Source organism: Ruegeria sp. K7 (genome assembly GCF_056531785.1).
In genome coordinates this window covers 91,167-115,884 of sequence record NZ_JBQFMJ010000001.1, presented here as the reverse complement: position 1 = coordinate 115,884, position 24,718 = coordinate 91,167, and the positions used below count along the sequence as shown (strand labels likewise).

Below are 24,718 nucleotides of genomic sequence, written 5' to 3'. Positions count from 1 at the left end.
AAAACCGCCCCCGAAACCGGAGGCGGCCTAATCTGTTCACCAAAGTGGTGGCTTAGCCGACCAGCTCGATGCCCGAGAAGAAGTAAGCGATTTCAACCGCTGCTGTCTCAGGTGCGTCCGAACCATGGACCGAGTTTTCGCCAACCGATTCAGCGAACTCGGCGCGGATGGTGCCAGCTGCTGCGTCTGCAGGGTTGGTTGCGCCCATGACTTCACGGTTCTTTGCAATGGCGCCTTCGCCTTCCAGAACCTGAACAACAACCGGAGCCGACGACATGAATTCGCACAGTTCGTCATAGAACGGACGCTCGGCATGTACTTCGTAGAACTTGCCGGCTTGTTCCTTCGTCATGTGGATGCGCTTTTGCGCAACGATGCGCAGGCCGGCTTCTTCGAACTTGGCGTTGATCTTGCCAGTCAGGTTGCGGCGGGTTGCATCGGGTTTGATGATCGAGAATGTGCGTTCCAGTGCCATGTCGGCCTCTCCTTACTATATGACGCGGACCCGCGCCGAAATCTATCGCGCGCCGCCTAGCATGGTCTGTCCCTTAAGAAAAGCACTATGATGCTTTGCGGATCAGATCGTGTCGGGCAACGGGTCGCGCTGGTCAATCCAGCGCACATAGAGCACGGCAAGAAGGCCCGCGAAACTGCTGACGCCCATCATCCCCAGCACGATGAAGGGTGCGTTTCCGGGGGTGACCAGTACCCCGGTGGCCGAAGTCAGGATCGCGCCCAAGGCCACTGTCATAGCGCCCGAAAGACCTGCTGCGCTGCCTGCAAGCTGGGGCCGCACTGACATCAAGCCAGCGGTCGCGTTGGCCACGGTCAGCCCGTTCCCAAACCCGACAAACACGGCGGAACCAAAGAAGGACCAGACAGTCCCCACACCCCCTGCAAAGGTCATCAAGCCGATCAAGGGGCCGACCGAAGCGATCACTCGCCCTGCAAGAATCAGGGTGCTCAGTCTTGTGCGGGCTGCAAGCCGTCCGGTCAAAAAGCTTCCGGCCATGAACCCCATCGTGATGATCCCGATTCCAAGCCCCAGCAAGGCCGGGTTCAGATCGAACCACGTGGCCGCAACAAGCGGCGCACCGGTAATAAAGGCGTAGAACCCGCCGATGGAAAAGGCGGCACAGAATGAATACCCCCAGAACCGTCGCGAGTTGAACAGCAGCGGATAGAGCTTCATCTGGGCCATGAATGTTGCGGTTGTGTTGGTATTGGTCTCGCCCAGATCGACCCAGACCAGCGCCAGAAGGCCTGTTCCCATCAGGGAATACAGAACAAATCCGGCCCGCCAGCCGAACAACATCTCAAGCACTCCGCCCAGCATCGGGCCAAGCATTGGCGCCAGTGCCATGGCCATCGAGACATAACCCAATTTGCTGGCGGCCTCATTGGGAGGATGCATGTCGCGGATGGCGGCACGCGCCAGAACCTGCCCCGCGATAACAGCGCCTTGCAACATTCGGAAACCCAGAAACACCCAGATCGATTGGGCCATGGCGCAGCCGATCGAGGCAATGACGAAAAGTCCCATGCAGCTCAGCAATACCGGCCTGCGACCGAACCTGTCGGACAAAGGCCCCATGATCAGTTGCAAAACCGCAGACAGCGCCAGGTACCCTGCAACAGACAGGTTCACGAGACCGTAATCTGCCTGCAAGTCCTCGCCGATATGAGGCAGAGATGGCAGAAACATGTTCAGCGACAGAACCGACAACGCAGTGATTAGGACCAGCGTGATCAGGGATGGAGGCGTTCGCGCTGGTCTCATTCAACAATCCGTTCCGGGTGAAATCATGTCAGCGCTATCACATTGATCGCGTGCTGAACATGTCAAGCTGCTGGCGGCCAATTTCACCCTCTGTTATGAGCGGCTCATGTTACGGATCGAAGACATAACCTACGCGGTAGAAGGCCGTCCCCTGTTCGACGGGGCCAGCGCAACAATACCTGACGGCCACAAGGTGGGTCTTGTCGGGCGCAATGGCACCGGCAAGACTACCCTCTTCCGCCTTATCCGTGGGGAACTGGCGCTGGAATCGGGCAACATCAAACTGCCCAGCCGCGCGCGGATTGGCGGGGTGGCACAGGAAGTCCCCTCCTCCGATGTTTCGCTGATCAATACGGTTCTGGCCGCCGACACCGAACGCAGCGCGCTGTTGGCCGAGGCTGACGCAGCCACCGACCCGGCGCGGATTGCCGATATCCAGACCCGACTGGCCGACATCAACGCCTGGTCGGCCGAGGCGCGCGCGGCTTCGATCCTGAAAGGACTGGGTTTTGACGATGAAGACCAGTTGCGGCCCTGTTCGGATTTCTCGGGCGGGTGGCGGATGCGCGTTGCACTGGCGGCGGTGCTGTTTTCGCAACCCGATCTGCTGCTGCTGGACGAACCGACCAACTATCTGGACCTCGAAGGTGCGCTGTGGCTGGAAAGTTATCTGGCGAAATATCCGCATACGGTCATCATCATCAGTCACGACCGGGGTCTGCTGAACCGCGCGGTGGGATCGATCCTTCATCTGGAAGACCGCAAGCTGACCTATTACGCGGTGCCCTATGACAAATTCGCCGAGCGTCGCGCCGAGCGGCTGGCGCAGGCCGAATCCGAGAACGCCAAGGCCAAGGCGCGCATCGCCCATCTGCAAAGCTTTGTGGACCGTTTCAGGTACAAGGCGTCCAAGGCGGTTCAGGCCCAATCGCGTCTTAAGATGATCGAGCGCATTCAGCTGGTCTCGACCCCGCAAGAGGCCGCCCTGCGCGCGTTTTCGTTCCCTGAACCTGAAGAGCTGTCCCCGCCCATCATCCAGATCGAAGGCGGCGTGACGGGCTATGGTGAGACCGAGGTTCTGCGACGTCTGAACCTGCGCATCGACCAGGACGACCGCATTGCGCTGTTGGGCAAGAACGGTCAGGGGAAATCGACCCTGTCCAAGCTGCTGTCCGACCGCCTGCCCCTGATGGCCGGCAAAATGACCCGCAGCAACAAGTTGCGGATCGGCTATTTCGCCCAGCATCAGGTGGATGAGCTTTATGTTGATGAAACGCCGCTGGATCACTTGCGCCGCCTGCGCCCAAACGAGGCGCCGGGCAAGTGGCGGTCTCGTCTGGCCGGATTCGGTTTGAACGCCGATCAGGCCGAGACAGTGGTCGGCCGCCTCTCGGGCGGACAGAAGGCCCGCCTGTCGCTGCTGATCGCAACGATCGACGCGCCGCATATGCTGATCCTCGACGAACCGACAAACCACTTGGACATCGAAAGTCGCGAGGCGCTGGTCGAGGCGCTGACTGAATATTCCGGCGCGGTTGTTCTGGTCAGCCACGACATGCATTTGCTGTCGCTGGTCGCAGATCGGCTTTGGCTGGTATCGGACGGCACGGTCAAGCCCTTTGACGGCGACCTTGAAGCCTATCGCGCCATGCTGCTGGCCCGAGAAAAACCGCTCAAGGAAAAGCCGCAAGCCGCCAAACCCAAACGCCCGTCGCGCGAGGCGATGCTGGCTCTGCGCGCTGATCTGCGCAAATGTGAGGACCGGATCGAGAAGTTGAGCGACATGCACGAGAAGCTGTCGGCCAAACTGGCTGACCCCGCGCTGTATGAAGACGACCGGATCAACGATCTGGAATCCTGGAACCGCAAATTTGCCGAAGTTGTCGAAGCCATGCAAAAGGCCGAGACCTTGTGGGTTGCGGCCGCCGAACGACTGGAACAGGCGGAATCCGCATGACCCAACCCGTCAAGGACACCAATGCCATGATTTCCGGCATGCGCCCCGTTTTGCAGCCTGGTGCGTTTGCCTTTGTGGTCTGGCCTGACAACAAACCCTGGCCTGACGGAACACGTGCAAGCTGCGTCGAGGCGGAGGGGTTGTCCCTGATCGTCCCGATTGACAGCGCGCCACAAGACACGGTCCCAATGCACTGCATCACATTGCAGGTTCATTCCTCGCTGGAGGGCGTAGGCCTTACCGCCGCCGTATCTGGTGCTTTGGCGCGGCATGGAATACCTGCAAACATGGTCGCGGGATATCACCACGACCACATCTATGTCCCCGCAGCGCAGTCGCAAGACGCCTTGCGTGTCCTGCAAGACCTGCAACGGAGCAGCAAACAGTGATAGACAGCGCATTCCTGATTACCGCGTTCACGACGCTATTCGTGGTGCTCGACCCGCCTGCGCAAACACCGATCTTTGTGGCGCTGACCCAGGGCATGGATTGGAACACGCGCCGCTCGATCGCAATCCGCGCGTGTCTGACGGCGGGCGTCATTCTGGCCATGTTTGCCGCCTTTGGCGAAGCGCTTCTGGGGTTTGTCGGTATCTCGATGGAGGCATTCCGGGTCGCCGGTGGCGTCCTGCTGTTTCTGACAGCGCTCGACATGCTGTTTGAGCGCCGAACAAAACGGCGTGAAACCAGCGCCGAAGAAGAAGAACACCCCGATCCGTCGGTCTTTCCGCTGGGCATTCCGTTGATTGCAGGTCCGGGCGCGATTGCAACGATGATTTTGCTGGCGGGTCAGCAGCCCGGCATACAGGGGCTGGCCGTCGTCATCGGTGTGATGCTGGTCGTGCTGGCGATGGTGTTCGTGATGTATCTGACATCCGGCGCTGTGGCCCGTATTCTGGGCAAAACCGGGCTGAACGTACTGACCCGCCTGCTGGGCATGTTGCTGGCGGCATTGTCGGTTCAGTTCATCCTGGATGGCCTTAAGGCCTTTGGATTTGCGTCCTGAATCCCCATATATCACTCAGGTAATATTGTTGGGATAACGGTATGGATGGCGACAGCATTGCACGTTTGGCGTATCTGAGCCTGCTCGGCGCAGCGGTGGTGGCCTGGTTCATCTCTCAGAACCGGCAATCGCTGAACAAGACCCTGCAACAGATGATGGCCTGGGTGTTCATCTTTATTGGCGTGATAGCTGTGGTGGGCCTGTGGGAAGACATCCGTTCAACCGTGGGCCCTTCGGCGCAGATGTCCGTAACCGGCGACACGGTTGAGGTTCCCCGGTCTTATGACGGGCACTATTACCTGCCAGTTCTGGTGAACGGAGAGCCGATTACGTTTCTCGTCGATACCGGAGCCAGTCAGATTGTCCTGAGTTCCGCAGACGCAAGGCGCGTCGGCATTGATCCGGATCAGTTGAACTATTTTGGCCGCGCCGCCACCGCGAACGGAGAAGTCCGGACAGCGCCCGTACGTCTTGACAGCCTCGAGCTTGGCCCGATCGTAGACCGCAACATCTCGGCCTGGATCAACGAAGGCGAGCTGCATCAGTCCCTTCTGGGCATGGATTATCTGCATCGTTTCTCGAACATCCAGTTTGCCGATGGCCGTCTGATCCTGTCTCGTTAAATGGCTTCCGGGATCACATCCAGCCTTGAGAACAAAGTAGGAACATGCTAACCTGACGGCATGTCTGCACACCTTCTTGGCCGCAAACCCGCGCGCGAGGCGCCGGGGATAAAACTGCACCCTCAGATCACCCTGCAACTGGCCCGCGTGCACGAGGCCTGCGGCCCTGCCCGACGCAGCTTTGCCATGTGGCTGGCGGGTCAGGCACAGGGGCCGGTGCTGTGGATTTCCCCCGCGTGGGAGCCCGGCCAGCTGAACCCTGACGGGATGATGCCTTTTGCCGACCCCGCGCGTTTCCTGTTCGTCCGCCCCAACCGCGCCGAAGACCTGCTGTGGTGCATGGAAGAGGCGTTGCGCAGCGGGGCCATCCCGCTGATCATTGGCGACCTGCCCGGTGCGCCCGGGCTGACACCGGTACGACGGATGCATCTGGCCGCAGAACAGGGCGGCGCGATGGGGCGGGCACCGCTCGGGCTGCTGCTGACACCCGGCGATGGCGGCGCGCAAGGTGTCGAGACGCGCTGGCACATGGCGGCGAACCACAAGGGCGAGGCCCGATCCTGGACACTGACCCGCCGCCGCGCCCGCGCCCTGCCCCCGGTCAGCTGGCAAGTCACCCAGACCAAACCGCGCGCGGGCCTGCACCTGCACCGGACCGAAGCGCAGGATGTTCCGGCCTGATCGGGCCATTCACGAAGGATTTGATTGGCCAAACACAAAGCCGGGCTCTAGCTGAGGGTCAGAGCTAACCAATCCACCTCAGGGCCCCGATGTTAACCAGACAAGTCAATTTCCAATGCAAACACGGCACCGCATGGCGCGCCTGACACGACGCGACGTCTTGGCCGGTCTGGCCGCAACGGCGCTGGCGCACCCCGCGCAGGCGGCCCTTCGACCCTATGAACTTGTTCCAGACGGAACCAAAGTCAGCTTTACATTCGACCTGGCTGGAATCCCGCAATCCGGCACCATGCCGATCCGGTCGGCCAGCATTGCCCTTGACCTGTCAGACCTTGCCAACAGCAAGGTCGATGTCCTCATGGATGTTGCCAAGGCGCGAACCCGAATGCCCATTGCAAAAGGACCGATGCTGAGCGCGAGTGTGCTGGACGCCAGCACCTATCCGACCATCCGTTTCAGATCGACCCGCATTCAACTTGGCCTGAGTGGCCGCATCTCTGACGGCGCGCAAATTACCGGCGATCTGACCCTGCGCGGCATCACACGTCCGATCACCTTGCAGGCCGCGCTGTACCGTCAGCGCGGCACTGCGACCCAAGACCTGAACGAATTGTCGATCCGCCTGCGCGGCGCCCTGAACCGGCACGATTTTGGCGCGTCGGGCTACGCCGATCTGGTGCAGGACACAGTGGGGCTGGACATTCGTGCCGAAATCAAACGTAAAGACTGAAGGGATTTGACAAAAACGACTCCGCAAGGTCGATAACGTGCGTGAAATCCCGGCCCGGACAGTCAAGTTGAGAACATCATGCGTACACTCATTTCCTTTGCGGCCCTGTTTCTTTCTGTCATTTTGCTACAACTGTCGACAGGCGGCGTGGGACCACTGGACGCAATTTCCGGTCTGACGCTCAACTTTACCACCGAACAGATCGGTATGCTGGGTTCGGCCCATTTCCTGGGTTTTTTCGTGGGATGCTGGTGGGCTCCGCGTCTGATGGGCAACGTCGGCCATTCCCGCGCTTTTGCCGTGTGCACCGCGCTGGGGGCCATGGGGCTGATCGGACACACACTGACTGAAAATCCATATATCTGGGCCGCGTTGCGCGTAGCCTCGGGCACATGCGTTGCGGGAAGCTATACGGTGATCGAGGCATGGTTGAACGCCAAGGTCACGAACGAGACACGCGGGCGCGCCATGGGCACCTATCGTATCGTGGATATGGGGGCGTCCCTAAGCGCTCAGCTGATCATCGCGGTCCTGCCGCCTGCCTCTTATGTCTCGTACAACTTGCTGGCCATCCTGTGCTGCGCCGCGTTGCTGCCGCTGACGTTGACCCGGGCCAGCCAGCCCCAAACACCCGACGCGCCGCGACTACGACCAAAACTCGCCTGGAGCAGCTCTCCGTTGGCGGTGGCGGGCGTGATCGTCGCCGCGCTGAGTTCTGCATCGTTCAGGATGGTCGGCCCGGTATACGGGCAAGAAGTGGGTCTGGGCGTGGATCAGATCGCGTTCTTTCTGGCTTCGTTCGTGCTGGGCGGGGCGTTGGCGCAATACCCGATGGGATGGCTTGCAGACAAATATGACAGACGATGGGTGCTGATCTGGTTGTCCTTCGCGGCGGTGCTCAGCTGTGGGGTGACGATGGCGGCAAGTGACACAGGCACAGTAGGTGTCATGCTGGCTGCAGGACTGTTCGGCTTCACGACATTCCCGATCTTTTCGGTGTCATCCGCACACGCCAACGATTTTGCCACAACCGAACAGCGGGTCGAACTATCTGCGGCTCTGATGTTCTGGTACGCCCTTGGCGCAATCGCCTCGCCCTATGTCTCGTCTACACTGATCCAGGAATTCGGTCCCGGAGCGTTGTTTGCCTTTGTCGCGCTGGGCCATGTGTTCCTGATCGGGTTTGGCCTGGCTCGGATGAGATCGCGGCCAACGCCGGAAGAACGGACCAACTATGTCTATGCCCCCCGCACCTCGTTCACGGTCGGCCGTCTGCTGAAACGGTCGCGTGAAGGTCGATAAAACAAGGGCCGGGAAAGCCCCGGCCCGGGTTCGACAGTGTTCGGCCTGCGCCTTTTCACGACGTGCCGCGGCATAGTTGGTTGTTCAAGCAGTTGTGTAAGAAACTAAGCCCCGGACGCTAGTCCGAAGGCGGAGAAGACGGGATCATTTCATCCAGAATTGAACCTGCCTCATATCCCAGCAGATCAACTTCCATTCGCCCCGGATCTCCGAAAGCCCAGGCCCCCACGTGACGTTGCATTCTCTCATAGCCGACGAAATCAGCCATCGCCTCGTTGCCATGCGCGTTTTCCGCAAACATGACCTGGCCCGCCGCAACTTTCTGCGGCATCACGCGCTCCAGATACAGTTCCACGACATTGGTCCCCGTAACATTGGACCCGCCGTGATGAACGACATACATTTTGTCCCAGTCTTCTTTACTGATAGCGGAACGCGCATCTGACACGGCCTTGTGCAACGTGGACAGCTCGGCCCGAGCCGCTTGGCGCATGTTGGCCGCCCAAACCGGACGCATCTCGTTGATAGCGTTTGCTACGTCCTGCCGCGTGAGGGTACCGCGCTTCACCGCCCCGCTGGTGAAGGTGCGCGCGGCCTCAAGCATCTGTCGTTGTCGGGCAATCTCGTTTTCAGGCAGGTCAAGGCCCTCCAACGACGGCAACAACGTGTCGATTTCTTGCGCAATGGCTGCAAAGTCCTTTTTCCACCTTCCATCAGCGTCATTTTCCTCGGGCCAGGGGGTGACGGCACCGATGATCCCTAAAAGAACGTGGGATGTGGACTTGAATATTAGATAGCTTGGCGCGCCCCTGGGAAAGGACACCTGACCATTCTCGGACAGGATCGTAACATCCCGCGCGATCACCATGACCGGTCGGGTCTGAGACGTTAGTGCATCCTGGCCACGGCGAAAAACCGACAGCATCGCCTTGTCAAAGCTTTCAATCGCATCCATGGCTTTGCTTTGGTCAGCCTGAACGCTCGGCGTGGCGAATGCTGTCAGACACAGAATGGCGGACACCTGTATCAGGCGATGAACCCCGAATAGCTTCATTTCAAACCCCCGTTAACAATTTGCGCGACCATCATACATGGTCCGAGACCACCGCGCGAAGGCCACATTGCTTCTGCACTTACGCGTCTTTTCGGGCGTCTATCGGTGTAACCGGTCTTTTGCTGGCGAGATTCATACTGTAGACGGGCGCGCAGACAGATACGCGGAAACGGAAAATGGCTCGGATTCTCATCACCTCGGCGATCCCTTACATCAACGGGATCAAACACCTCGGCAATTTGATCGGCTCGCAATTGCCTGCTGATCTTTACGCACGCTACCAGCGTGGCCGGGGGAATGAGGTCATGTTCCTTTGCGCCACCGATGAACACGGGACACCGGCCGAACTGGCTGCCGCCAAGGCAGGAAAACCGGTCGCGGAATATTGCGCCGAGATGTACGGCATTCAGGCCGATATCGCCAAGCGGTTTGGCCTGAGCTTCGATCACTTCGGACGCTCCTCCAGCGAGCAGAACAAGAAATTGACGCAGCATTTTGCAGGCAAACTGGATGACGCCGGGCTGATCCGCGAAGTCAGCGAGAAACAGGTCTATTCCAACGCCGACAAACGGTTCCTGCCCGACCGCTACATCGAGGGCACCTGCCCCAACTGTGGCTACGAGCGCGCGCGCGGTGACCAGTGCGAGAACTGCACCAAGCAGTTGGACCCGACCGACCTGATCGAGCCACGCTCGGCCATTTCCGGCTCGACCGATCTGGAAGTGCGCGAAACCAAACACCTGTATCTGCGTCAATCAGCGATGAAAGACCAGTTGGATGCATGGATCGACAGCAAGACAGACTGGCCGATCCTGACCACATCGATTGCCAAAAAGTGGCTGCATGACGGCGACGGCCTGCAAGATCGGGGTATCACCCGCGATCTGGAATGGGGCGTTCCGGTCAAGAAAGGCGAACAGGACTGGCCGGGGATGGAAGGCAAGGTCTTCTATGTCTGGTTCGACGCGCCGATTGAATACATCGCCTGCGCCAAGGAATGGGCGGATGCGAACGGCAGGACCGACGCCGATTGGGAACGCTGGTGGCGTACCGACAAGGGTGCCGATGACGTGCGTTACGTTCAGTTCATGGGCAAAGACAACGTGCCCTTCCACACACTGTCCTTCCCGGCGACCATTCTGGGATCGGGCGAGCCTTGGAAGATGGTGGACCATCTGAAATCCTTCAACTACCTGAACTACGATGGTGGCCAGTTCTCAACCAGCCAAGGTCGTGGTGTGTTCATGGATCAGGCGCTGGAGATCCTGCCTGCCGATTACTGGCGCTGGTGGTTGCTGAGCCATGCGCCCGAAAGCAGCGACAGTGAGTTCACCTGGGAAAACTTCCAGCAATCAGCGAACAAGGACCTGGCCGACGTGCTGGGCAACTTCGTCAGCCGTATTACCAAGTTCTGCCGCTCGAAATTCGGCGAGGCCGTGCCGGAAGGCAGTGCCTTCGGCGACCGGGAACAAGCGCTGATTGAGGAGCTCACCAAACGTGTTCGCGCTTATGAAGGTCACATGGAGGCGATGGATGTCCGCAAATCCGCGCAAGAACTGCGGGCCATCTGGGTTGCGGGCAATGAATATCTGCAAGCCGCCGCCCCTTGGTCGACCTTCAAGGAAGACCCTGAACAGGCTGCCGCACAGGTTCGGCTGGGCCTGAACCTGATCCGGCTTTATGCAGTTCTAAGCGCGCCGTTCATCCCCGACACCTCAGCCCGGATGCTGAGCGCGATGAATACGCTGGACACCGGCTGGCCCGACGATATCGCCGACGCGCTCAACGCCCTGCCCGCCGGTCACGCGTTCACAGTGCCCGAGGTTTTGTTCGCCAAGATCACCGACGAACAACGCGAAGACTGGCAAACGCGGTTTGCCGGAACGCGCACCTGACCAAACATTCATTTGAAATACCAAAACGGGGGCCGCTTGAGCCCCCGTTTTTGTTTGGGCACCGACCTAAATGTACCAATCGGCGGAGAAATCTCTGCATGCATAGTGGAAGGGAACACATTCAAGACACTTGAGATATTGTCTTAAAGCGGCCATCCTGCCACGTAATTCCGCCGACTCAAAAAGGCACACATGCCATCGCGGCGCCTAATCCATAGATTGAACGAGGCTCTTTCCATGTCCCTTGCAGCAAAGCACCCGATTTTCCGTAGCAGCGGAGCAGTCAGGACACTTGGCAAGTATTTTGCCGTTCTGGCCTGTCTGGGCATGGTCCAACCTGCACTGGCACAGGAACAAAGCGACGCGCCGCCGCCCAAGGTTTCCATCGCGGCCGCCTATTCCGAGGAAATCACTGACGAGGCCGTGTTCATCGGGCGCGCCGAAGCCATCGACAAGGTCGATATTGTCGCCCGGGTCAGCGGGTTCCTAGATAGCCAGAATGTCGAGGACGGAGCCTCCGTGACCCAGGGCGACCTGCTGTTCACTATTGAACCCGACCTGTATCAGGCCACTCTGGAGGCTCGCAAAGCCGATCTGGATCGCGCCGAGGCCAATCTGGAACTGGCCAAGGTCGATCTGGCCCGTAAGGAAGAATTGTACAAGCGCGACGCGACGCCGGAATCGGAACGCGATATTGCCCGCGCCAACGAACTGGTCGCCGAGGCCGAGGTGAAAGCGGCCAATGCCGCCATTCAACAGGCAGAACTGGACCTGAGCTACACTGAAATTCACGCGCCTTTCACGGGCCGGATCGGACGGGTATCCACCAGTGTCGGCGACGTCGTCGGCCCGACCAATCCGCCGCTTGTCAATCTGGTCAGCGAAGCGCCGATCTATGTCAATTTCTCGCTGAACGAAAAACAGTTCACCACGGTTCTGCAGGCCGTCGATGAAAACGCCTCATCCCTGGCCGAAAGCAACAAAAGCCCGGTGGTCAGGGTGACGCTGCCCAATGGCACAGAGCTGGACGAAACCGGCGAGATCGTATTTGTCGACAACCGCATTGACCCGCTGACCGGTGCCATCACCGTCCGCGCCCAGTTCGACAACGAAAGCCGCCTGATCCTCGACGGTGCATTCCTGAATGTCCATATCGAGGCATTGGAGCCGACCTTGCGGGTTCTGGTCCCGCAGGCTGCACTGCAACGCGATCAGCGCGGCGAATTCGTTCTGGTCGTCAACGACAAACAGATGGTCGAACAACGCTATATCACCACCGGCGATACATTCGGCACCGCGATCATCGTGCTTGACGGGCTGCGCGAGGGAGAAAGCGTCATCGTCGAAGGGCTGCAAAGGGTTCGCCCGGGTGTCGCGGTGGATGCGGTTGTCGCATCCGAGCAGCCGGGAGAATAACGGATGTTCTCAGCCCTGTTCATCAGCCGGCCCAAGCTGGCGCTTGTCATCTCGCTTGTTCTGACGATCATGGGCGGCATCGGCTACCTTGTCCTGCCGGTCGCCCAGTTCCCTGACATCACGCCACCTGTCGTCAGCGTCACGACGACCTATACAGGCGCGAACGCTGAAACCGTGGAAAACACCGTGGCCGCCCCGATCGAGGCGCAGGTCAACGGTGTGGACGACATGATCTACATGACGTCAACCTCATCCGATAACGGATCGTATTCGCTGAACATTACGTTTGAAGTGGGCACCGACCCTGACATCGCTTCGGTCAACGTGCAAAACCGCGTGGCGCAGGCCATGTCGTCATTGCCGACCGAAGTGACTGCATCCGGCGTGGTTACACAGAAAGCATCGACAAACATGTTGCTGCTTGTAACGCTGACATCGCCCAATGGCACTTATGACAGCGTCTTCCTGTCGAACTATGCCTCAATTAACCTGAAGGACGCGCTGGCGCGTGTGCAGGGTGTAGGTAAGGCGGATGTTCTGACCAATCTGGAATACGCCATGCGGATCTGGATGGATCCCGACAAGATGGCCGCGCTGTCCATTACGCCCGGCGATGTGATCAACGCCATCCGCGAACAGAATATCGAAGTTTCGGCAGGTTCAATCGGGTCGCCGCCCGTGCCGGAAGGACAAACATTCCAGTACACGATCAAGACTAAGGGACGCCTGACATCGGCTGCCGAATTCGGTGAAATTGTCATTCGGACCGGTGATGCGGGCTCGATCGTTCGGGTCCGGGATATCGCGCGGGTTGAACTTGGCGCCCAGTTCTACTCGGCTTCGGGGTATTTCCAATCTGTACCGGCCACCGTGCTTGGCATTTATCAGGCACCCGGAGCAAACGCGCTGGCCGTGTCCGAGCGTGTGCAGGCGGAACTCGAACGTTTGTCTCGCGCCTTCCCGACAGATGTCGAATATCAGGTGCCGTTCAACACCACCGATTTTGTCCAGCAGTCGCTGAACGATGTGGTCTCGACCCTGATCCTGACCTTCATTCTCGTGATCTCGGTCGTGTTCGTCTTCCTTGGCAGTTGGCGCGCAACGATTATTCCGGCTGTGGCGATTCCTGTGTCACTGATCGGGACATTCGCCTTTCTGCTGCTTTTCGGGATGTCGCTGAACACGATCTCTCTGTTTGCATTGGTGTTGGCCATCGGGATCGTTGTGGACGACGCCATCGTTGTCGTTGAAAACGTCGAACGGATCATCGCGGACGAGGGCCTGCCCCCGGCCGAGGCAACCCGCAAGGCGATGGGTCAGATCACCGGGCCGGTCATCGCGACCACTCTGGTTCTGCTGGCCGTCTTTGTGCCCGTGACCTTCATGCCTGGTATCTCGGGACGATTGTATTCCCAGTTTGCTGTCACGATCTCGACCGCGGTGGTGATTTCGTCGATCAACGCGCTGACGCTTTCGCCTGCTTTGTGCGGCCTTGTGCTGAAAGAACGCTCAGGTCCGCCCAAAGGCCTGCTTGCCGTGTTTGAGAAGTTCATTGGCACGGTACGCGGCGGGTATGTCGCCATTGTGCGCAAACTTCTGATCCTGCCGGTTATCGCGCTGGGTGTCATCGTTGCCCTTGCCATGGGTACCGGCACGATCATGTCGAACACGTCCAGCGGCTTTATCCCGCTCGAGGACAACGGCTATCTGTTTGTCGACGTTCAATTGCCGGACGCCGCCACATTGGAACGGACCGAAGCCGTCACGCGCCGTGTGGATGCGCAGATTCAGGAAATCCCCGGTGTCGCAAGCACGGTTCTGGTCAACGGGTTTTCTCTTCTGAACGGAACGATCACCAACGGCGCTGCGATCTTCGTAAACCTCGACAATTGGGATGATCGGCAAGAGGACGAGCTGAGCGCAAACGCCATCCTTGCCAAAGTTCTGGCAATCGCAAACGGCGAATCCGCTGCATCGATCGTGGCGTTCAACCCACCGCCCATTCAGGGTCTTGGCATGTCCGCCGGTGTCGAGATGGAGGTTCAGCAGACCGGTGGGGGTACGCCCCAGGATCTGGCCTCGGCGGTAGGATCGTTCGTGTACGCAGCCAATCAGCGCCCGGAAATCGGTCAGGCCTATACCACTTTCCGCGCGAATGTCCCGCAGCTGTTTGTCGATCTGGACCGCGAGAAGGCAAAGACGCTGCAAGTGTCCGTGGCCGAGATCTTTCAGACCATGCAGGCGCAGTTGGGGTCGTACTATGTCAACGACTTCAACCTGTTTGGCCGGGTCTATCGCGTGATGATACAGGCGGACGGCACCTATCGCGACAATGTCGAAGACATCTCCAACCTGTATGTGCGGTCCACCAAGGGTGAGATGGTGCCACTCGGCACTTTGATCGACGTCGAGAACGTGCTGGGGCCGGTCCTGCTGAAACGTCACAACCTGTTCCGATCCGCGACCGTGACAGCAGTCCCCGCACCGGGGCTGTCCAGCGGCGACGCGATCACTGTGATGACCGAGGAATCGGCAAATGCCCTGCCCCCCGGCTACGCATTCGAATGGACAGGGACCGCGCAGCAGCAATTGGCATCGGGCAGTCTGGTTATAGTGATCCTGGGACTGGCGATTCTGTTCGGCTACCTGTTCCTTGTCGGACAATATGAAAGCTGGACTTTGCCTGTCTCGATCCTGCTGTCTGTTATCGTCGCCCTGTTCGGCGCCGTCGCTGCAGTGGCCATCGTGGGAAGTGACATCAATCTTTACACGCAGATCGGGATGATCATGCTTGTGGGGCTTGCCTCGAAGAACGGCATTCTGATTGTCGAATTCGCGATGGAGCAGCGCGCCAATGGCCTGTCGATCCGAGACGCGGCGGCCGAGGCCGCATTCCAGCGTTTCCGCGCGGTTATGATGACCGCACTTTCGTTCCTGCTGGGTGTTGTGCCATTGCTTGCAGCCAATGGCGCGGGCGCGGCCAGCCAGAAGGCCATCGGAGTGGCTGTATTTGGCGGAATGCTGGCGGCAACGCTGGTCGGCGTCATTCTTGTGCCTGTCCTGTACGCTCTGATGCAAAGCCTGCGGGAATGGGTCAAGGGCACCCGGAATGATCCGGCTCCACCGAAAGAGACTGCATAAAACAGAACAAAGAAGCCCTGCGTTTTCCGCGGGGCTTTTTTCTGCCCATCAGGCGGATACGGCTACGCCTGATCATTTTCGCTCATCCATCCACTGCTGAATGCGCGCGATCTGTTCACTGCTCAGGCGCAGACCCAATTTGCTCCGCCGCCAGATTGCATCCTCGGCATTACGCGCGAATTCCCGGTCCATCAGCCACGCCAGTTCACGAGCCGTCAACGAAGCTCCAAACCCCTCCCCCAGATCTTCTGCGTTTTGGGCCTTGCCCAGCATCAGCCGCGCTTCGGTTCCATAGGCCCGGATCAGACGGCGCGCCCATTTTTCGTCCAGAAAACCGTAATCCGATCGCAAACCCTGAACCAGATCCTCTATCCCGTCGACCGGAAAATCACCCCCCGGCAACGCGACACCAGCGGTCCACGGCCCGGACAGAGCCGGGAAATGTTCGGCAACCTTTTCCATCGCGCTTTCGGCCAGCCGGCGATAGGTCGTGATTTTTCCGCCGAAGACATTCAGAACAGGCGCACCGCCCTGTGCATCGACCTTGAGCGTATAATCCCGCGTCGCGGCCGTAGCGCTGCTGGCCCCGTCATCATAAAGCGGGCGTACGCCGGAATAGGTCCATACGACATCCTCGCGCGATACGGGTTGATCAAAGTACTTCGAGGCGAACGCACACAGATAGTCCTGCTCGCCCTCGGTGCAGACCGGCAGCTGGGACGGATCAGGATGATCCTGATCGGTGGTTCCGATCAAGGTGAAATCCTGCTCATAAGGAATTGCGAAAATGATCCGGCCGTCTTCGCCCTGAAAGAAATAGCATTTGTCGTGATCGTACAGCCTGCGCGTCACGATATGGCTGCCGCGAACCAACCGCACGCCATCGCGCGAATTCATGCGGATCCTGGTCTGAATAATGTCGCCGACCCAGGGGCCGCCGGCATTGATCAGCATCTTTGCACAAATGACACGTTGGGTTCCGCTATCCCGGTCTCGAACCGTTACATGCCACAGCCCGTCAACGCGATCTGCAGACATGACTTCGGTGCGAACCATGATCTCGGCCCCGCGTGCCTGCGCATCGCGGGCGTTCAGGACGACTAGGCGCGAATCCTCGATCCAGCAGTCGGAGTACTCGTAGGCGGTTTCGAATTTACCCTGCAAAGGCCTGCCTTCCGGCACCGATCGCAGGTTCAGCGACGATGTGCCCGGCAGGATTTTGCGCCCGCCGAGATGGTCATAGAGAAATAGACCCAACCGGATCAGCCAGGCCGGACGCCTGCCCCGCATCCATGGCATCACTGTGCTGAGCAGTCGCGAAGTCGGCGTTTCCGCGTCAAATCGCATGTCCTTGTGATAGGGCAGCACAAAGCGCATTGGCCAACTGATATGCGGCATGGCCCGCAGCAGGGTCTCGCGTTCGATCAAGGCCTCTCGGACAAGGCGAAACTCGAAGTATTCGAGATACCGCAAACCCCCGTGAAACAGCTTTGTCGATGCCGACGACGTGGCCGAGGCCAGATCGTTCATTTCAGCCAGGCTAACCGAAAGACCCCGCCCGGCGGCGTCCCGGGCGATTCCACATCCGTTGATCCCCCCGCCGATGATGAAAAGGTCGGTGATCGGGTTTTCCTGCGCTTCCATAGCTGGTCGATTCTCTGTCTGGAAAAACTATGCGCATTAACCGTAACCGCCTTCGCTTCGTCAATTATAATTTTCGTTTCCTTTCGCTTTTACGAAATTTACGTCGCGAATTGACTTAAAAATCCATTCCTCTTGAAAAAATCGAAAAAAAAGAACAAAAACGAATACACCTTAGAACACAGGAGTTTGCATGTCTCTTTCCTTCCGTCAGTCCGACATACTGGAAATCGCTCGCCAACAAGGGCGAGTGACTGTCGAAGGGCTGGCGGAACAGTTCAGCGTGACGGTGCAGACCATTCGCAGGGATCTGGCGGAACTGGCCGACATGGGGAAACTCGACCGGGTCCACGGCGGCGCCGTTTTGCACTCGGGCGTTTCAAATATCGGTTACGAAGACCGCCGGGGCCTGAATGAAGAGGCCAAGTCCCGTATTGGCGAAATATGCGCAGCCAGCATTCCCGACGGGGCGTCGGTGTTCATGAACATCGGAACCTCGACCGAAGCCGTCGCCCGGCATCTGCTGGACCACAAGAACCTGATGGTCGTTACCAACAACATGAATGTTGCCAACATTCTGGTTGAAAACCCCGAATGCCGGGTCGTGGTGGCGGGTGGGGTCCTGCGCCGCTCTGACGGCGGCCTGATCGGAGATTTGACGGCCTCGACCATCCGGCAGTTCAAGGTCGATTACGCGATCATCGGATGTTCGGCACTGGATGCCGATGGCGATCTTCTGGATTTCGACTTTCAGGAAGTTCAGGTCAGCCAGACGATCATCGCACAGGCACGGCAGACGTTTCTTGTGGCGGATCAGTCCAAGTTTCAACGCACCGCCCCGGCGCGAATCGCATCGCTGGCCGATATCGGGATGTTCTTCACGGACCACGCTTTGCCACATGATCTGAAAGCTAAATGTGAGGAATGGGATACTCAGGTGAAGCTCTGCCTTTAACCTGCGGTACGGATTACATTTCTGCCTGGTTCATTGCCCCATTGCTTGCCACATATCCAATCGCCTGCCAGTATCGGGACAATTTACGGTTGTTCTTGCCTTTAGGGTCACTTGATTTGGGCCTGATCCCGCCGGGCAGAGACAATTCGATTGACGTACCGGGCACCTACGCCTGAGGATGGGGTACCTTCCCAAAATGGAGGCACGAGCATGGGGTTACTGGGTCAGCCACTGGAATTTTATGACTACCTGACATTTGTCGCGCTGATATTGCTGCTTGCGGCGGTCATGGGCTTGTTCCTGTTCATCATGGGTTTGCCCGGTCGCATCGCGATCAAGCGCAATCACCCTCATGCCGAAGCCGTCAAGATCATGGGCTGGATGGGTTTTTTGGCCATCGTGCCCTGGGTTCACGCTTTTATCTGGGCTTTCCACGACGGTGTAACCGTTGATTTTCGCCGCGGACCAGATGAAGAAAAAGATGCTATCCGGAATGAAATCAAACGGTTGGGCGGCGTCGTAAAACCGGAATACCGCGACGCGCTTGATACAGACGACGCGCAGAAAAGCTAAGGCCAAAGGAAGTCAAAACACATGTTCGTCGCCCTTGGCATCACGCTGTTTTACATCATTTTCGTCTGGTTCATTTTCTTCAAGGCGCAATGGCTGAAATTCAATATCGTCTGGGGCATCGTCTCGTTCTGGGTTGGCGCACATTTGCTGCTGATCTTTCTGGTCGCCTTGCGGTTTTTTCAGCCATTCTCGATCGACAGTCATGTTGTCAGGTCAACTATCCAGATTGTTCCCCGTTTGACGCAACCAACGGTTTTGACCGAGGTTCTGGTTGAACCCAACACCGAGGTCAAAAAGGGCGACCCGCTTTATCGTTTTGACGATACGGTGTTCTCGCTTGCGGTGGACAACGCGACAGCCCAGCTTGTTGCCGCTGAGCAGAATGCGAAGATTCTTGAACAGGATGTCATAGCCGCGTCCGAGGCAATTGAGCGTGCAAATGCGCAGTTGGCCTATGCGAAGACGCAACAGGCCCGATACGAGAATCTTGTTCCTGCAGGCGGCGCCCGTCAGGATGAGCTTGACCGATGGAACGAACAGGTCACTGAGGATCAGGCCCAGGTGCACGAAGCCGAAGCCAATCTTGAAAAAGCAAAACTGGCGCAAGCCTCGCAGATTGATGGCGTCAATACCGGTATCCTGCAGGCCCAGTCACAGTTGGACGAAGCCAAGTACTTCCTTGATAACACGACGATCTATGCGCCCGAAGACGGCATGATCGTTTCCCAGCAGGCCCGACCTGGCCTGGTTGTCGGGGATATCCGTCTGGGTGCAATCGCAAGCTTTGTAACAAAGGACAATCCCTATGTCCTGGCCACCTACCGTCAACAGAACCTGAAATTCGTCGAACCCGGTCAGCCGGTTGAGGTGGCGCTGGACCTGTATCCCGGCGAAATCCTGACCGGCAAGGTCGAGGCGATCTGGTGGGCCACCCGGCAAGGTCAATACCTGCCTTCAGGCCGCCTGCCCGGCTTTGAGCTGCCCAAATTACCCGGACGGATCGCCGTGCAGATTTCGGTCGATATCCCTGAGGGGCACACCTTCCCTGCGGGCGGTCACGCGGCAGTGGCGATTTATACCGGTCAGGGCAAGAGCTTCGAGTTTCTCAGGCGCATCAACATCCGCCTTTATTCCTTCGCCAACTTCATCCGACCGCTGGATATTTGAGGACGCGCATCATGATACGGGCCAGAACCTTCCGCAGATTGATGGGCAGCGCGCTTTGTGTCGTGACCTTTGCAGCCTGCACTCCGGTTGGCCCGGACTTTGTGCGCCCGAACTCTCCGGTCGTCAAACAATGGATCGAAGTGAACAATCCCAACACGGGGCAAAGCGGACTGACCTCGCGCAGCGCGCCCGTGGTAAAATGGTGGGAAACGTTCAACGACCCCACCCTGAACAGACTGATCGCCGAGGCCTACGCGCAAAACCTGACCTTGCAGGTGGCCGGGGCGCGTGTGCTGCAGGCGCGGGCGCAGTTAGGCATCGCGTTTGGTGAGCTTTATCCGCAATCGCAGGCAGTCGGTGCCTCGCTTGAAAGGCGGCAGATCAGCGACAACCTCAATCCAGTGTCCGATATCAACCGCATCATCCCGCTGGACACGGAGTTCTCGACTTCGCAGGTCGGGTTCGACGCGCAATGGGAACTGGATGTCTGGGGCGCGCAGCGGCGCGGCGTTCAGGCTGCACGGTCCAATCTGGCGCTGCAGGTTGCCAACTATGACGATGCCCTTGTGACGCTGACAGGTGACGTTGCCGCCCTCTACGTCAATATCCGCGCATTGCAGGAATCCCTGGTCGTTGCACAGGAGAATATCCGACTTCAGCAGGAATCTGCGGATCTGACGCAGCTGCGGTTCAACAACGGCGTCACGACCGAGTTGGATGTGCAGGAATCCACCGCCTTGCTGAACAACACAAAAGCGCTGGTTCCTGAACTGCAAAGCGACTTGCAGCAAGCCAAGAATGCGTTGGCCGTCTTGCTGGGGCAACCGCCATCGCGCTTGACCAGCCTGCTTGGAAGTTCTGGCCGTATCCCCTCGGCAAGGTCCAATGTCGCGGTCGGTGTACCTGCGGAACTGTTGCGCCGTCGCCCGGATGTTCGGGCCGCTGAACTGGCTGCGGCAGCGCAGTCCGCGCAGGTCGGGATTGCGATGGCCGATCTTTATCCGCAGTTCATCCTTTCGGGTTCAATCGGCCTGCAGGCATCGGGCGGGCGCGACCTGTTTAACGCCAACAGCACCACCGGGCTGGCCAGCGCGGGTGTTGTCTGGAACGTACTCAATTATGGTCGGATCAAGAACAACGTGCGGGCGCAGGACGCCGCCTATCAGGCCCTGATCGCCAACTATCAGAACACGGTCCTGATTGCCTATTCCGAAGTTGAAAGCGCCATGGTCGCCTATGCGCAGGCCCGCAAGCAGGTCGAATTCTATCAGAACAGTGTTACGGCCTCGCGCCGGGCCGCCGAGATTGCAATCAGCCAATACCGTGATGGCATCGCCAGCTATTCGCGGATTTTAAACACGCAAACCGCCCTGTTGCGGTCGCAAGCCAACCTGATCAGCGCACGTCAACAAGTATCCAGCAATCTGGTCGCCATTTACAAAGGTTTGGGCGGTGGATGGCAGATCCGGCAGAATCAGGAGTTCTTGCCCGGTACCGTTCTGGCCGAAATGGCATACCGCACCGACTGGGGTGATCTGCTGAAAAAGACCCCGACCGGTGTCAGCCTGAACTAGGTTCTATTTTGTCAGCCCCCGCAACCCGCCCGAGATCAGGATATTCACCTCGTAGAGGATGCGTGGCGCCGCCAGACCGCCGGGGCTGGCCAGATAGTTCGGGCTCCACTCGGGGTCGAATTTCTGTTTGAACGCGCGCAGGCCTTCGAAGTGATAGAACTGCTCGCCATGCTCGTAGACGAATCCTCCGATCCGGTTCCAGAGCGAAGCCAGTTGCCGGTTTTCGATCCCTGAGAACGGCGCAGCTCCGAGCGAAAACCAGTGGAACCCCTGCTCGGACCCCCACACCATCATCTCGGCGAACAAAGCATCCATGACGAAACTGGCGCTGTCAGGCTCGTAACGCATCAGGTCCAACGACAGTTCAGACTTGTTCCCGCCCTGAAACAGATTGGCGAAGGCCACGATCCTGCCCGTCTTGGCATTGCGCAGAACGGCGTGATCGAAATACGAAAGATACTCGTCGTCGAAACCTCCCAAGGCAAAGCCCTTCTCTTCGCCTGCCTTACCGGCCAGCCAGTGATCCGAGATTTCACGCAATTCCGGCAAGACCGGTTTCAGGTCCTTCTTCGGAATGATCTCGAACACATAGCCATCACGTATGGCCCTGTTCTTGGCCTGCCGAAACCGTTTGCGCGATTTGCCGTCCAGCGAAAACCCTTGCAGGGGAACCCGAGCGACCTCGCCAATTTTCAGGATCGAAAGCCCCAGATCCAGAAAGGTTGGCAGGTATTTGGTCGAAACACTGTAGAAAGCACACAGCTTGCCTTCGCGGTCCGCCCGTTCGCGCAGTTGCCAGATCAGCTGCTGACCCGCGGTCTCATCGCCCACAGGCTCGCCCTTGGTGATCAGCGCGTTTCCGGTGTCGGCATAGGCAAGAAACGCGGTTTCATCCGGCGAGATCAGGAACTGCTTGTCGCCCGTCAGTGAAATCTGGGCTTCGGTGTCTTCGCTTTGCAACGCTAGCCGTTCCACCGCCTCCGGTATTTCGGTTCGCACCGGAACCGGGATCTCGCGCCCGAACAGGGAATTTACAGCCACCACCCCAAGGATAACCGCAACCACCAGACTGGACCTGAGAAAACGCGAGGCATCGCCGTTCCAGGCGAACTCCCACCACAGGGCGTTTTGATATTCAACGTGCGAATACGCGAACAAACCGATCCAAAAAATCACCGCCATCAGTGCCAGCACACTGACCAGCCATGGAATATTCAGACGGAAGACCGACGCGCCGCTGACCCGATAAAACGCGCCGCGAAACACGGCAAGAACGGCAATGGTCACCACCATACTCAGCGCTTCATGGATATCCAGGCCGCGGGTGAGCGAAGCGATGAACCCGGCCACCATCAGAACCATCGCGACGACCCAGGCGCGATAGAGCTTACGGAACAAGCCGCGTGATACGAGGATCAGCAGAACCCCAACCACACTGCCCGCCAGATGCGAGGCTTCGACGAACGAAAGCGGCAATACCTCGCGTAACGCGCCAAGGCTTTGGGAATTGGACGGCAGCGCGCCGGACACCAGTAATACAACGCCCGCCACTGCAGAAACGCCAGCTGCAACCATTGGAACAATCGGGCGAAAAGCGCGATAGACCCAGCTGGCTGCTCCGCCAATCCTGTCGCGCTGTGTCAGCGCATAGGCCACTGCAATGGACAGGCTGGCGATGACGAAGGGCAGAAACGTGTAAACCACGCGATACAGCAACAAGGCTGCGATCACATCCGATCGGCCAGAGGCGCCGAGACCCGCGATCAGTGTAGCCTCGAACACACCGATCCCGCCGGGTGCGTGGCTGAGGATACCGACGGCAATTGCCGCCACGTAGATGGCAAAGAAATAGGGAAACCCGACGCCCAGATCGTTCGGCATCAAAACATACAGTGTCATTGATGCGCCAAAAAGATCCCCTACTGCCGCCAGCGTCAAAAGGCTGGCCAGCTTTCCTCCGGGCAGGTTGAAGCCAAACCCACCATACGCCAGACGGCGCCCGCCGCTGGCAAGCCAGACAAACAGAGCCGCCAACCCGGCCAGCAGGCACAGGCCGATTACGGTTTCGGTCGTTTCACTGATCGGAAGAACCTGAGATATCCCGTCCGGATGCAACGTCAGCAAGATGCCAAGGATCAGGACCATACCCATCCAGAAGGCCACCCACGAGGTCGCGATAACCCCGGCCACACGGGCCAGATCCAGCCCAAGCGACGCATAGATCCGATACCGGATCGCGGTTCCCGTGATGTAGGAAAACCCAAGACAGTTTGACACAGCATAGCCACTGGCCCCGGCCATTCCGGCGACCGGCAGCGGAACCTTGTCTTCCGCCAAGCTTTTAACCGCAAACACATCGTAAAAGGACAGCGACAGAAAACTGAATGCGGTCCAGCACAGCGCGAAAAACATGAGCTTCCAGGACGTACCCGCAATATCGGTCTGAACGTCGGACCATTTCACATGCGAAGACAACTCGTGCAGGACGGTCAACGCAATGATCGTGATAAGGATCGGAACCGCGATACGAACCCAGGGTCTTTCCAGCATGGCCGCAGCCTTCTCGGCCATCCGCAAAACCCGGGAATCGTCACTTGTTTCCTGTACGGTCATCACGACATTCCCTGCTTCAAACCAATCGCGTATACGGAACTAAAGCCGCTAAAGCCTGCCCGACCGCCCAGGCGGAGTTTGGCACAATTTCCTTACCATTCAAAGCGCTACAGGCAGCAAGTCCTCCACCCTGTCAGACGCGCCCCTTCCGCGTTGAAAGCAGCAGGTTGGTTTCGGACCGCGTGATCCCTTCCATCCGCCGGATCTGAAACAGAACCTCGTCCAGTTCCGCCAGCGTTTCGGCCCCGATCTCAGCAATCAGGTCCCAGCTGCCATTGGTCGTATGAACCGCTCTTACCTGCCGCATGGCGGCGATCCTTGCCATGGTCCGCTCGGTTCCCCGGCCTTCGATTTCCAACATCATTAGTCCTCGAACCGGGCTTTGCGCAACATCGCGCCGCGTCAGAACGGTAAAGCCGACGATCTCTCCGGACTGTTTCAAACGATGCAGTCGACTGCGGACGGTTGTTCGCGTCACGCCCAGAATCTGCGCCAGCTCCGACAGCGAGGCGCGCGCATCCCGGTGCAATGCGTTCAGCAGCCTGCTATCCAAATCGTCCATCGTCGCTTACCAGTATGTTTATCCGGGTTTCTTTTTGAGCACTTTGCT

Annotated in this window: 20 protein-coding genes; 14 read left to right on the top strand and 6 right to left on the bottom strand. The window is 58.6% G+C overall.

What is annotated here, in order from left to right:
• Positions 1 to 52: 52 nt before the first annotated feature.
• Positions 53 to 475: a nucleoside-diphosphate kinase gene (ndk, locus tag ACR0FE_RS00535; protein WP_155143779.1), complete on the bottom strand. Its 423-nt coding sequence runs from the start codon at positions 473 to 475 to the stop codon at positions 53 to 55.
• Between the two features lie 102 nt (positions 476 to 577).
• Positions 578 to 1,780 carry a multidrug effflux MFS transporter gene (locus tag ACR0FE_RS00530; RefSeq protein WP_480910222.1) on the bottom strand — a complete coding sequence of 401 codons (1,203 nt, stop codon included), beginning with the start codon at positions 1,778 to 1,780 and terminating at the stop codon, positions 578 to 580.
• A 106-nt stretch (positions 1,781 to 1,886) separates the two neighbouring features.
• Here ACR0FE_RS00530 and ACR0FE_RS00525 point away from each other — a divergent pair, with 106 nt between their 5' ends.
• From ACR0FE_RS00525 to ACR0FE_RS00495, 7 genes are all read left to right on the top strand, one after another.
• Complete coding sequence (locus tag ACR0FE_RS00525) at positions 1,887 to 3,737, top strand: ABC-F family ATP-binding cassette domain-containing protein (protein WP_480908894.1); 1,851 nt, start codon at positions 1,887 to 1,889, stop codon at positions 3,735 to 3,737.
• Positions 3,734 to 4,126, top strand: coding sequence for an ACT domain-containing protein (locus ACR0FE_RS00520; protein ID WP_170824572.1), 393 nt, complete (start codon positions 3,734 to 3,736; stop codon positions 4,124 to 4,126). Before ACR0FE_RS00525 ends, ACR0FE_RS00520 begins: the two co-directional genes overlap by 4 nt.
• Positions 4,123 to 4,743, top strand: a complete 621-nt coding sequence (locus ACR0FE_RS00515; protein WP_170616279.1) for a MarC family protein — start codon at positions 4,123 to 4,125, stop codon at positions 4,741 to 4,743. The genes ACR0FE_RS00520 and ACR0FE_RS00515 overlap by 4 nt, the downstream gene beginning before the upstream one ends.
• 41 nt (positions 4,744 to 4,784) lie before the next feature.
• Positions 4,785 to 5,366 (top strand): retropepsin-like aspartic protease family protein, encoded by a 582-nt coding sequence (locus tag ACR0FE_RS00510; RefSeq protein WP_321253383.1) that lies wholly within the window; start codon positions 4,785 to 4,787, stop codon positions 5,364 to 5,366.
• Between the two features lie 60 nt (positions 5,367 to 5,426).
• Complete coding sequence (locus tag ACR0FE_RS00505; RefSeq protein ID WP_480910220.1) at positions 5,427 to 6,047, top strand: ImuA family protein; 621 nt, start codon at positions 5,427 to 5,429, stop codon at positions 6,045 to 6,047.
• 133 nt (positions 6,048 to 6,180) lie between these two features.
• A complete protein-coding gene (locus ACR0FE_RS00500; protein WP_480910218.1) occupies positions 6,181 to 6,777 on the top strand; it encodes a YceI family protein in 597 nt (198 codons plus the stop codon).
• 78 nt (positions 6,778 to 6,855) lie between these two features.
• Entirely contained in the window at positions 6,856 to 8,079 is a 1,224-nt protein-coding gene (locus ACR0FE_RS00495; protein ID WP_480910216.1) for an MFS transporter, read from the top strand.
• A gap of 118 nt (positions 8,080 to 8,197) precedes the next feature.
• On the opposite strand, the gene ACR0FE_RS00490 is transcribed toward ACR0FE_RS00495, so the two are convergent.
• Positions 8,198 to 9,133 (bottom strand): hypothetical protein, encoded by a 936-nt coding sequence (locus ACR0FE_RS00490; RefSeq protein ID WP_480910214.1) that lies wholly within the window; start codon positions 9,131 to 9,133, stop codon positions 8,198 to 8,200.
• 176 nt (positions 9,134 to 9,309) lie between these two features.
• Here ACR0FE_RS00490 and metG point away from each other — a divergent pair, with 176 nt between their 5' ends.
• From metG to ACR0FE_RS00475, 3 genes are all read left to right on the top strand, one after another.
• Positions 9,310 to 11,028 carry a methionine--tRNA ligase gene (gene metG, locus ACR0FE_RS00485; protein ID WP_480910212.1) on the top strand — a complete coding sequence of 573 codons (1,719 nt, stop codon included), beginning with the start codon at positions 9,310 to 9,312 and terminating at the stop codon, positions 11,026 to 11,028.
• Between the two features lie 237 nt (positions 11,029 to 11,265).
• The gene (locus ACR0FE_RS00480; protein ID WP_170616254.1) at positions 11,266 to 12,444 is read left to right on the top strand and encodes an efflux RND transporter periplasmic adaptor subunit; all 1,179 of its coding nucleotides are present in this window, start codon (positions 11,266 to 11,268) and stop codon (positions 12,442 to 12,444) included.
• A gap of 3 nt (positions 12,445 to 12,447) precedes the next feature.
• A complete protein-coding gene (locus tag ACR0FE_RS00475; protein ID WP_480910210.1) occupies positions 12,448 to 15,585 on the top strand; it encodes an efflux RND transporter permease subunit in 3,138 nt (1,045 codons plus the stop codon).
• Between the two features lie 72 nt (positions 15,586 to 15,657).
• Here the strand turns inward: ACR0FE_RS00475 and glpD are convergent, their stop codons facing one another.
• Positions 15,658 to 17,229, bottom strand: coding sequence for a glycerol-3-phosphate dehydrogenase (glpD, locus tag ACR0FE_RS00470; protein ID WP_480910208.1), 1,572 nt, complete (start codon positions 17,227 to 17,229; stop codon positions 15,658 to 15,660).
• Positions 17,230 to 17,419: 190 nt separating this feature from the next.
• Here glpD and ACR0FE_RS00465 point away from each other — a divergent pair, with 190 nt between their 5' ends.
• The 4 genes from ACR0FE_RS00465 to ACR0FE_RS00450 all read left to right on the top strand — a co-directional run bounded on the left by ACR0FE_RS00465 (position 17,420) and on the right by ACR0FE_RS00450 (position 21,495).
• Entirely contained in the window at positions 17,420 to 18,181 is a 762-nt protein-coding gene (locus tag ACR0FE_RS00465) for a DeoR/GlpR family DNA-binding transcription regulator (RefSeq protein WP_321253395.1), read from the top strand.
• 210 nt (positions 18,182 to 18,391) lie between these two features.
• The gene (locus ACR0FE_RS00460; protein ID WP_170616246.1) at positions 18,392 to 18,754 is read left to right on the top strand and encodes a DUF3302 domain-containing protein; all 363 of its coding nucleotides are present in this window, start codon (positions 18,392 to 18,394) and stop codon (positions 18,752 to 18,754) included.
• A gap of 21 nt (positions 18,755 to 18,775) precedes the next feature.
• Complete coding sequence (locus ACR0FE_RS00455; protein WP_170616245.1) at positions 18,776 to 19,921, top strand: HlyD family secretion protein; 1,146 nt, start codon at positions 18,776 to 18,778, stop codon at positions 19,919 to 19,921.
• An 11-nt stretch (positions 19,922 to 19,932) separates the two neighbouring features.
• Complete coding sequence (locus ACR0FE_RS00450; RefSeq protein ID WP_480910206.1) at positions 19,933 to 21,495, top strand: efflux transporter outer membrane subunit; 1,563 nt, start codon at positions 19,933 to 19,935, stop codon at positions 21,493 to 21,495.
• A gap of 3 nt (positions 21,496 to 21,498) precedes the next feature.
• On the opposite strand, the gene mprF is transcribed toward ACR0FE_RS00450, so the two are convergent.
• Positions 21,499 to 24,108: a bifunctional lysylphosphatidylglycerol flippase/synthetase MprF gene (gene mprF, locus ACR0FE_RS00445; RefSeq protein ID WP_480910204.1), complete on the bottom strand. Its 2,610-nt coding sequence runs from the start codon at positions 24,106 to 24,108 to the stop codon at positions 21,499 to 21,501.
• 133 nt (positions 24,109 to 24,241) lie between these two features.
• Positions 24,242 to 24,670, bottom strand: a complete 429-nt coding sequence (locus tag ACR0FE_RS00440) for an Lrp/AsnC family transcriptional regulator (RefSeq protein WP_170616238.1) — start codon at positions 24,668 to 24,670, stop codon at positions 24,242 to 24,244.
• Positions 24,671 to 24,718 lie beyond the last annotated feature (48 nt).